This is a genomic window from Marinobacter sp. UBA2498 (assembly GCF_002341575.1).
Classification (GTDB): domain Bacteria; phylum Pseudomonadota; class Gammaproteobacteria; order Pseudomonadales; family Oleiphilaceae; genus Marinobacter; species Marinobacter manganoxydans.
In genome coordinates this window covers 38,072-47,125 of the sequence record NZ_DDOI01000090.1, presented here as the reverse complement: position 1 = coordinate 47,125, position 9,054 = coordinate 38,072, and the positions used below count along the sequence as shown (strand labels likewise).

At 60.7% G+C, this 9,054-nt stretch carries 9 protein-coding genes; 8 read left to right on the top strand and 1 reads right to left on the bottom strand.

The window, feature by feature from the left end:
* The 7 genes from B2W52_RS12760 to B2W52_RS12730 form a co-directional block, all read left to right on the top strand.
* Nucleotides 1-2,019: class I adenylate cyclase (locus B2W52_RS12760; RefSeq protein ID WP_286803410.1), on the top strand; the 2,019-nt coding region annotated here is incomplete at its 5' end.
* A 66-nt stretch (nucleotides 2,020-2,085) separates the two neighbouring features.
* The gene (lptM, locus tag B2W52_RS12755) at nucleotides 2,086-2,247 is read left to right on the top strand and encodes an LPS translocon maturation chaperone LptM (RefSeq protein ID WP_273071574.1); all 162 of its coding nucleotides are present in this window, start codon (nucleotides 2,086-2,088) and stop codon (nucleotides 2,245-2,247) included.
* 41 nt (nucleotides 2,248-2,288) lie between these two features.
* Entirely contained in the window at nucleotides 2,289-3,539 is a 1,251-nt protein-coding gene (gene lysA, locus B2W52_RS12750) for a diaminopimelate decarboxylase (protein ID WP_273071570.1), read from the top strand.
* A 14-nt stretch (nucleotides 3,540-3,553) separates the two neighbouring features.
* Entirely contained in the window at nucleotides 3,554-4,468 is a 915-nt protein-coding gene (gene dapF, locus B2W52_RS12745; protein WP_273071568.1) for a diaminopimelate epimerase, read from the top strand.
* Between the two features lie 16 nt (nucleotides 4,469-4,484).
* Nucleotides 4,485-5,231 carry a DUF484 family protein gene (locus tag B2W52_RS12740; RefSeq protein ID WP_008173212.1) on the top strand — a complete coding sequence of 249 codons (747 nt, stop codon included), beginning with the start codon at nucleotides 4,485-4,487 and terminating at the stop codon, nucleotides 5,229-5,231.
* A gap of 28 nt (nucleotides 5,232-5,259) precedes the next feature.
* Nucleotides 5,260-6,192 (top strand): tyrosine recombinase XerC, encoded by a 933-nt coding sequence (gene xerC, locus B2W52_RS12735; protein WP_286803419.1) that lies wholly within the window; start codon nucleotides 5,260-5,262, stop codon nucleotides 6,190-6,192.
* A 68-nt stretch (nucleotides 6,193-6,260) separates the two neighbouring features.
* Nucleotides 6,261-7,754 (top strand): GGDEF domain-containing protein, encoded by a 1,494-nt coding sequence (locus tag B2W52_RS12730; RefSeq protein ID WP_273071565.1) that lies wholly within the window; start codon nucleotides 6,261-6,263, stop codon nucleotides 7,752-7,754.
* On the opposite strand, the gene B2W52_RS12725 is transcribed toward B2W52_RS12730, so the two are convergent.
* Complete coding sequence (locus tag B2W52_RS12725; RefSeq protein WP_008173223.1) at nucleotides 7,748-7,981, bottom strand: DUF2789 domain-containing protein; 234 nt, start codon at nucleotides 7,979-7,981, stop codon at nucleotides 7,748-7,750. The two genes, B2W52_RS12730 and B2W52_RS12725, sit on opposite strands and share 7 nt — an antisense overlap.
* Nucleotides 7,982-8,077: 96 nt before the next feature.
* On the opposite strand from B2W52_RS12725, the gene B2W52_RS12720 reads away from it, so the two are divergent.
* The coding region (locus B2W52_RS12720) for a type 2 periplasmic-binding domain-containing protein (RefSeq protein WP_286803397.1) at nucleotides 8,078-9,054 on the top strand (977 nt) is incomplete at its 3' end.

The window sequence follows — 9,054 nt, the reverse complement described above, 5'->3', positions numbered from 1 at the left end:
CTTCTGATCGAATGTTATGCGCGGACCACCGGTGAGGCTCTGTTGTCCAGCCAGTTCAAGCGGGCTGTTTTCCGCGGCGAAACCGATGCCGACCGTCTGGACCCCTACGTCATGCTCTACAATCGGCTGGAGGGCTGGCTGACCGGGCCGGAAGTGGCGTCGAGGCTGGACCTGATTCGCCGGAGCCTGTATCTGAAAGCCGGTTTGCCACTGACGCGGTCCGAGGTCTCCGGTGAGCAGTGGCGTGCCCGCCTGCTGCGCCAGATGGTGACAGGTTGGGGCTGGAGTGAAAACACGCTGGCGGAGCTGGATGATCGTCAACGCTGGCGGGCAGAGGATGTCACCACCCTGCGTCGCACCATCGTCAACGAATTGACCCACGGTTACCGCCTGCTGTCGAAAATGGCCAGGGAGCATGGCCAACGCGCCGCCATCAGCGCCAACGATATCAATCTTCTGGGCCGCAAGCTTTATGCCGCGTTTCAGCGCAAGGCGGGCAAGATCGAGCAGATCAATCCCGGGCTGGCCCCGTCGCTGGCGGAGGAAAACCTGGCATTTCATCATCAGTCGGAGCAGGGCGGCGACGCCGACGGCTGGCTGCTGTACCGGGACCTCGAAGACCCGGCAGACGCTTTCTGGCAGCCGGTTATCCGTCGCTCCGGAAATCTGGCGGAACTGATGGTCTGGTGCTATTGCAACGGTCTGCTGACCCGCTCGACTCGACTGAATGTGCGGTCGGGCACCAGTATTGCCTCCGTCAGCGAGTTGCGTGAAATGCTTGATGCCCTGTCTGCGTTCCTGCCATTTCCGATTGCACCGGCGGAACGGGAAGCGTTGTCCCGGGGTGTGCGGCCATTGAGGAATCTGCTGTTGGTGAACGTCGGCATTGACCCTCAGGCCCACCTCACGGAAAAAGGCCTTCACAAGCTCAGTTCCCGGCACGATTCTCTTGGCTTTAGCGGGGGGCGGGAGAATCTGGTCATCAGCATCGACCACATTACTTTCAACAGCTGGCATGAAGTCAGTCTCCAGCATTACGCAGCGGGCGATACACTGATCCAGTGCCTGAAGAATGTTCTCGCCTCGGTGGCAGCCAATCCCGACGAATTGCCGGCCGTTCAGGTGCACTGCCACAACCGTGGTCATGGCTCTGCCATTGCCCGCCGGGTTCAGGAGCTGTTTGCCGATGTCCTCCGGCCCTTTTTTGCCGGAGGTACCGGCCCGCATCCGCTGCGCTATGTGATTGAAATGGATCGTCGCTACTTCCTGCTCCAGTTCAATTGCCTGGAACCGGGGTTTGTGGCACTCGACAGCTTTGAGGCGCTGATGGAGCATCTGGCGCTGCCCCAGGAGAGGTACCTGCCGGTGGTGTTCGATCGTTACGCGTTGCAGGAGGAGCCGGCCTTGCGGGCGGTTTGCCTGGCCAGCGAACCGGACAACATCCAGGTGTTTTATCGTATTCTCGGCGATCAGGCCCGGCTCTGGGTCGTTGACGAACTGGGTTCTGTGTTCAGCTGGGAACAGGCGGTGACCAGTCGACGGCATTTGCTGGTGCCGGTACTGCGTTTCCTGGATAACCTGATCGAGCGGCGATTGCTGCGCCATACCGATTCCGCCGGCGTTGTGGCCGGCGTCCAGTGCTACGAAATTGTCCGGCGGGACGGGGCCTGGCGGGCCGAGTACCGGCCGGAGTCGGATTCGGGAGTGCCTCTCCCCGGGTTTGAGGTGCAGGCCGTGGGCATCCACGAGGGCGACAGTCGCCTGCGCTTCGACATTTTCTGTGGTGACCAGGAATTCAGCGTCCAGGAGTACGGCGACCAGTTGATTCCGGCAGTGGCCCACTACATCCGCTCCCTCCGACATAGCGATGAGGTCTACCCGGTGTACCTGACCGATATCCACCTGCCCCACGACCTCGACCCCCGGGTGTACCAGCAGGATATCCAGACCAGCCAATACCTGTATTACCGGTCTGTGCTGGAAGACTCCCTGAACCGCCATCTCGCGAGGACTCGCTGACCTCGCGGCCCGGGGCGGGTGTCAGGTATACTGCGACCATAGTGAACTCAGGGGTAGGTAGCCGATATGCGAGCGTGGACTCTGTCGATCATGGCGTTGATGCTGGCTCTGGTTGTGAGCGGTTGCGGTCAGAAAGGTCCGTTGTACCGTGACAGTCAGGCCGCTTCGATAACGTCCGGGCCGGACTCGGCCCAGGAGCAGCCCGATCGCGAAGAAACCCGCGACTAGCGCCATGGCCTCCCGGCCCCGTTAAACGAATCAGGAAACTCATGGATCATTTCAACTACCGCGACGGCGAGCTGTACGCCGAGGATATCCCTGTCTCTGCCATTGCCGATCGTTTTGGCACACCGGCCTACGTGTATTCGCGCGCCACGATTGAGCGACATTACCGGGCCTATGATGACGCCCTTCGGGATCACCCGCACCTGGTGTGCTACGCCGTTAAAGCCAATAGCAATCTGGCGGTGCTGAACGTTCTCGCGCGGCTCGGTGCCGGCTTTGATATCGTGTCGGCCGGTGAGCTGGAGCGGGTACTGCGGGCCGGTGGTGATCCGTCGCGGGTGGTCTTCTCCGGCGTTGGCAAGCAGGAATGGGAAATGAAGCGGGCCCTTGAAGTGGGCGTGCGCTGCTTCAACGTCGAATCCGATACCGAACTGGACAGGCTCAATGCGGTGGCGGGAGAGCTCGGCGTAAAGGCGCCGATCTCACTGCGGGTTAACCCGGATGTTGATGCCGGTACCCATCCCTACATTTCCACGGGTCTGAAAGAGAACAAGTTCGGGATTGATATTGCCGAAGCGCCGCAGGTCTATGCCCGTGCGGCAGGTATGCCGAATCTCAACGTGAAGGGTGTGGATTGTCACATCGGCTCACAGCTGACGAGCGTGTCACCGTTCCTCGACGCACTGGACCGGGTGCTGGCCCTGATTGATTCCCTGGCGGACCAGGGCATCCACATCCATCACCTGGATATGGGCGGTGGCCTGGGCGTCACCTACAACCAGGAGCAGCCACCACAGCCGTCGGATTACGTGAAGGCGCTGGCCGAGCGCCTGGGTGACCGCAAACTGGAGCTGATTCTGGAGCCCGGCCGATCCATTGCCGCCAACGCTGGCATCCTGGTTACCAGAGTCGAATTCCTGAAGTGCACCGAGCACCGGAACTTTGCCATCATTGATGCCGCCATGAATGATCTGATCCGGCCGGCCCTTTACAGCGCCTGGCAGGCGATTATCCCGGTCAAGCCACATCAGGATGGTGAGGAAAAGGCCTGGGATCTGGTTGGTCCAGTCTGTGAAACCGGCGATTTCCTGGGCAAGGATCGTCACCTGCGCCTGCAGGCCGGGGATCTGCTGGCGGTTCGCTCTGCGGGAGCCTATGGCTTTGTCATGAGCTCAAACTACAACACGCGGAACCGGCCGCCGGAACTCATGGTCGATGGCGACCAGGTGCATGTGGTCCGCCGCCGTGAAACTCTCGAAGACCAGCTCGCACCCGAGAGCTGCCTTCCGGAATGAGCGGGAGCGAGGAGATGACACAGCAACGCCGGACCCAGGGCCCCATGCTTCGATTCACCAAGATGCATGGGCTGGGTAATGATTTTATGGTGGTGGATGCCATCAGCCAGCCTTTTCGTCTGCGCCCCGAGATGATCCGCGAACTGGCCAACAGGAATTTCGGAATTGGCTTCGATCAGTTGCTGGTGGTGGAGCCGCCCGGGCTGCCGGATGTCGATTTCCGCTACCGCATTTTCAATGCGGACGGGTCCGAGGTGGAGCAGTGCGGCAACGGTGCCCGCTGCTTCGCCCGGTTTGTCCGGGACCAGCGCCTGACCAATAAAAAGGTCATCCGCGTCCAGACTGCCAAGGGCGTGATCGAGCTCCGTGTCGGCCGGGAAGGCATGGTGATGGTCAATATGGGCGTGCCCGAGTTCAACCCGCCGGCCATTCCGTTCGCCGCCGACCGTCGAAAGGATGTCTACACCGTGGATGTGGACGGCCAGACAGTGGAACTGAGCGCCTTGTCCATGGGTAACCCCCATGGTGTGCTGCTGGTTGAGGATGTAGACCAGGCGCCGGTAAAAACGCTGGGGCCCAAGCTCGAGCGGCATCCCCGCTTCCCGGCACGGGCCAACATCGGGTTTCTCCAGATTCTGGATCGTACCCATGTCCGCCTGCGGGTGTTTGAGCGTGGCTCGGGCGAGACCCTCGCCTGCGGTAGTGGTGCCTGTGCCGCCGTGGTGGCCGGCTGCCTGCGAGGCCTGCTGGATACCCGCGTGGAAGTGGAATTGCGGGGTGGCCCTCTGGTCATTGAATGGCAGGGTGAAGGGACCCCTGTTATGATGGAAGGGCCTGCAACCAGCGTATTTGAGGGGCAGTTGAGGCTGCCGGGTGATTCTGGTGGTCGTCGACGCAGGAGCGCTCGCCCCCATAAACAACGATCCTGACAGCCAGGAGTACTCCATGACAGAACAAACGGCCCGCCAGAAGGCCGGTGAGCTCACCCGGGAAGAGGTGGCGGATTACCTGCGCGCCAACCCCGATTTCTTCATCGACCAGGACGAGCTGCTGCGCAGCCTGACCCTGCCCCACGACAGTGGCCGGGCCATTTCGCTGGTCGAACGCCAGGTGCATCTGTTCCGGGAGCAGCGGGACACCCTGCGCAGGGAGTTGGTAGAGCTTGTATCCATCGCCCGCCATAACGACCGGTTGTTCGAGAAGAGCAAGCGTTTGCTGATGCAGGTGATTGAAGCGCGGACGCTCAACGATATGGCTGCTGCCATTGATGACAGTATCCGTGGTGATTTCGGTCTCGACGCCGCTTCCGTGTTGTTGTTTACCGATGTTGAGCTGCCTGAGGCCTCTCAAGGCGCCCTGCATGTGGTCAGTCCTTCTGCGGCCCGTGAGCGCCTGGGCAGCCTGCTGGAAGGCGAGAGGGCTGTGTGCGGTCAGTTCCGTGAAAGCGAACGGGAGTTCCTGTTTCCGGACCGTGAAGAACCCATTGCCTCGGTCGCCCTGGTGCCGCTGAGGCATGACGAGCTGGTGGGCGTGTTTGCGGTCGGTAGCTGCCAGCCGGGGTACTTTGACCAGAGCATGGGTTCCCTGTTCCTGAGCTACATCAGCGACACACTAAGCCGCCTGCTGCCGCCCATGGTGCAGCGCCACACAGCGGCTGCTCCGGTCACCGACATGGCGACGGAGTCCCGCTAACGTGTCAGAAGTCCCGGAGAGTCCGGCAGTGCCCAATGAGCTGACCGGGCCGCTGGCGGAATTTATCCGGCACCTGGCTTCTGAAAAACGCCATTCTCCAAGAACCTGCGACAGCTACCAGCGCGACCTTTTGCGTCTGGCGGACTGGCTGGGCCGCAGTGGATTCGTTGCCTGGCAACGGGTGACCAACCACGATCTGCGCCGCTACGTCGCGACGCTCAGCCGGGAGGGGTTGTCAGGCCGGAGCATCGCCAGACATCTCTCGGCGACCCGCCGTTTATACCAGTTCCTGCTCAGGGAGAAGCTGGCATCGGATAATCCGGCGCTGGATATCCGGGCCCCCAAGAGTGGCCGCCGTCTGCCTCGCGTTGCAGATGTGGATCAACTGAATCATCTACTGGACGGACAGCCGGACGATCCCCTGGAAGTGCGGGATCTATGTATGTTCGAGCTGATGTATTCTTCCGGGTTGCAGCTGGCGGAGTTGGCAAGCCTGGATCTGGATACCGTCGATCTGCGCAGTGGTGAGGTTCGCGTGATGGGTAAGGGTGGCAAGGAACGGCTGCTGCCCGTCGGACGAAAAGCCATTGCAGCCATACAGGCCTGGCTACCGTATAGAGGGGCGCTGGCCAATGACGGTGAGGCTGCCCTGTTTGTCAGTCAACGGGGCGAACGACTCAGCCACCGAAGTATCCAGGCCCGCCTGAGCCGGTGGGGAATCAGCCGCGGTGCCGACCAGAAGCTCCATCCGCACCTGCTGCGACACTCGTTTGCCAGCCACATGCTTGAATCCAGTGGTGACCTTCGTGCCGTACAGGAACTTCTGGGCCATGCCGACATTGCGACGACCCAGGTCTATACTCATCTTGATTTTCAACATTTGGCCCGGGTTTATGACCAGAGTCACCCCAGAGCACGACGCGATCGGTATCATGGTAAAACCAGTGACGAGAGTTCCTGAGACCAGCACGGGTCATCTAGGGGTTTTTCACACATCAACAGTACAGCAAGGATAGGCGGGAGCGCTCCATGGCATCGGATCAGTCCTGGAAGGAAAAATACCTTCAGGAACTCGAGTCTGCAGACAATCGGGAAAAGCAGTGGAAGGCGGAGCGGAATACCCTTGAACGCATGCTGGTGCGCACCAGTCTCGCCTCCGAAGGCCAGACCCCGGAGCTGGATCGGTTGCTGGCTCGCATCCGGAAGGACCTGCGGAAGAACCGGGTAGATGTGGACGCCTGGAAGGACTTGCAGGATCAGATTGATCGCCAGGTCGCCCTGCTCGATGAGCGCCAGTCGGCCAACGACAGGAAGCCTTCCTTGTTCTCCCGTCTGGCGCGAGAGCCAGAGCAAGAGCCCCAGCAACAGCAGCAACAGGTCAGCGCGGAACCTTTACCGGAAAGCAGCGAGCAGCCGGAGTCCCTCCCGGGTAATGAACAGGATATCGAGGACAACGTCCAGCGGTTGCGCATTGCCCGCCGTGTGGGCCAGTTGTTGGGTCAGATGCTTACCCAGGTCTCCCTTGAGCCCGCCGCAGAGGCCCGGGCCCGGGCGCTGCAGCAATCACTGCTCGCCAGTAACGACTGGAACGAATTGCGCGAAGGCCTGAACCACGTGGCTGAGCTGGTCATCGCTGCGGTTACCCGGAGCAAGCGAGAATTCGAAGCCTTTCTCAAACGCCTTGATGAACGTCTGGAGCTGTTGAGGGAACACTTCTCGGCCCAGTCCTCGGCCCAGTGCGGCCGACTGGATGCCTCAGAGCACCTTGATCGCGAGATCCGCGAGGAAATTGAGCGGGTCGGGCAACGTTTGCAGGAGAGCGATGACCTTCAGGATCTCAAACAGTCGGTCAGCCGTCATCTTGAGTCCATTGGTCAGGCGGTAGGCCGTTTCCGTACCCAGGAATCCGAGCGCGAGCGTGCGCTCTCCGAGCAGCTTGAGGCCATGCAGGAAAAAGTGGCGGCCATGGAGGCCCACTCAGAGCAGATGCAGGAACAGGTCCGTAAGGAGCGGCTCCGGGCCATGACTGACCTGCTTACCGAGTTGCCCAATCGTGAAGCCTGGCAGGAGCGACTGTCATTCGAGTACAACCGCTGGCAACGCTACAGCCATCCGTTGACCATCGGTGTGCTGGATATCGATCTTTTCAAACGGATCAACGACTCCTATGGTCACAAGGCCGGCGACAGGGTGCTGCAGCTGGTTGCGAGGGAATTCAGGGATCGCTTGCGCACCACGGATTTTGTGGCTCGTTTTGGCGGCGAGGAATTCGTGGTGTTGTTCCCGGAAACCGAACCTTCGGACGCGCGAGCAGTGGTGGACAAGTTGCGGGAACATGTCGGCAAGCTGCCGTTCCACTTCCGCGGCGAACCGGTCACTGTGACCTTCTCAGCCGGCCTGGCGGGATTCATTGCCGGCGACACCGAGGAGTCGGTGTTCGACCGGGCCGACCGGGCCCTCTATCAGGCCAAGGACGCCGGCCGGGACCAGGTTATGATCAGCGACAGTGCCGACGTTCAGTGACGCATCATTGCGTCCAGCTCGTCGATCACCTCCGCCCAGTCGCTGTCTTCCTCCAGGCCTTCTTCCAGGAAGTGAGACTGGCTTTCAGACCAGATGGGAGCATCCTGGATCGCAACTTCGCTCGGCAGGGGCGAGTACCTGGCGACAAAATCCTCAATGCTTTTGGCGTCGGACGCCAGGCCTAGTTGCTCGAACAGAGTACTGAGGGTGTGTTTGCTGGTGTCCATGGACATTCGTCTCCCGTTGGCCGTTTGCCTGAATGAAATCAATGGCGTTTGCAGGTATTGTTCCCTGAAATGTAGCGGAACCCTTAAGGATATCCAGTGAAGGTTACCCTTGCCTTTCTACTATGCTGCCTGTTGGCGCTGTTTCAATCCCCCCTGCGGGCGGAACCGCCGCAAGCATCGCCGGCCCCCGTGCTAGGCAAAGAGGAGCTGACCTGGCTGGAAGGGCAGGACCGGTTTCGTATCGGTCTTCGCAGCGATCAGGTGCCGCTGGTTTTCGATACCGGCAATGGAGTGCTTGCTGGGACCTACATTGACTACCTTGCCCGGCTCTCCGACAAACTGGGCGTCGCCATGGAGCCCATCGTCCTGGAAACCGGGCAGGATAGCGGGCCGGTCAAAAGTGAGCTGGCAACCGATGCGGTTCTGACCACTCGAATGCCGGGGATGCCGGTGGTGCCCGGCAAGCGCTTCACCGATCCCCTGATGTCTCTAACTTATGGCGTGTTCGTCAGCGCCGGCGATGCGGCCATCCGGACACTTGCCGATCTTGAGGGCAGCCGGATTGCGGTTATTGCCGGTGACCCCAACCAGTATCCCATGCTGGACCCCGTCGAGAAGTTTACGCCGGTGCCGGTCAGCAACGTCAGCGAAGCCGTCGGCCAGATTCTTTCGGGGCAGGCCGATGCGTTTCTGGCACCGGTGCCAGTGGTGTCCGATTACCTCCAGTCGGCGATGGTGAATGGTATTGGTCTGTCGGTGCTGCTGGATAGCAACCCTGTGGATGTGGTGTTGCGGGTGGATACTGATCGGGATCTGCTTTACCAGGTGTTGAACAAGTCCATTGCGGCGATCAGTCACAACGAGCATCGCACCATCCGACAGTCATGGCTGCAGGCGGATCAGCCTTCCCTCGAACGAACTGGCCTGGAATTATCCGGGTCGGATATGGAGTGGCTCAAGCAGCATCCAGATCTGAAAGTTGCGTTTCGCGCGGACTGGCCGCCGTTTGAATACACTCAGGATGGCCGGCCCACAGGTCTGGTTCCGGATTTGCTGACCCGGCTGGAAACCGA

What these genes read in the sequence shown, in the direction of transcription:
- lysA (WP_273071570.1), top strand. Translation starts at nt 2,289, where the DNA reads ATGGATCATTTCAACTACCGCGACGGCGAGCTGTACGCCGAGGATATC.
- dapF (WP_273071568.1), top strand. Translation starts at nt 3,554, where the DNA reads ATGACACAGCAACGCCGGACCCAGGGCCCCATGCTTCGATTCACCAAG.
- lptM (WP_273071574.1), top strand. Translation starts at nt 2,086, where the DNA reads ATGCGAGCGTGGACTCTGTCGATCATGGCGTTGATGCTGGCTCTGGTT.
- B2W52_RS12740 (WP_008173212.1), top strand. Translation starts at nt 4,485, where the DNA reads ATGACAGAACAAACGGCCCGCCAGAAGGCCGGTGAGCTCACCCGGGAA.
- B2W52_RS12730 (WP_273071565.1), top strand. Translation starts at nt 6,261, where the DNA reads ATGGCATCGGATCAGTCCTGGAAGGAAAAATACCTTCAGGAACTCGAG.
- B2W52_RS12725 (WP_008173223.1), bottom strand. Translation starts at nt 7,981, where the DNA reads ATGGACACCAGCAAACACACCCTCAGTACTCTGTTCGAGCAACTAGGC.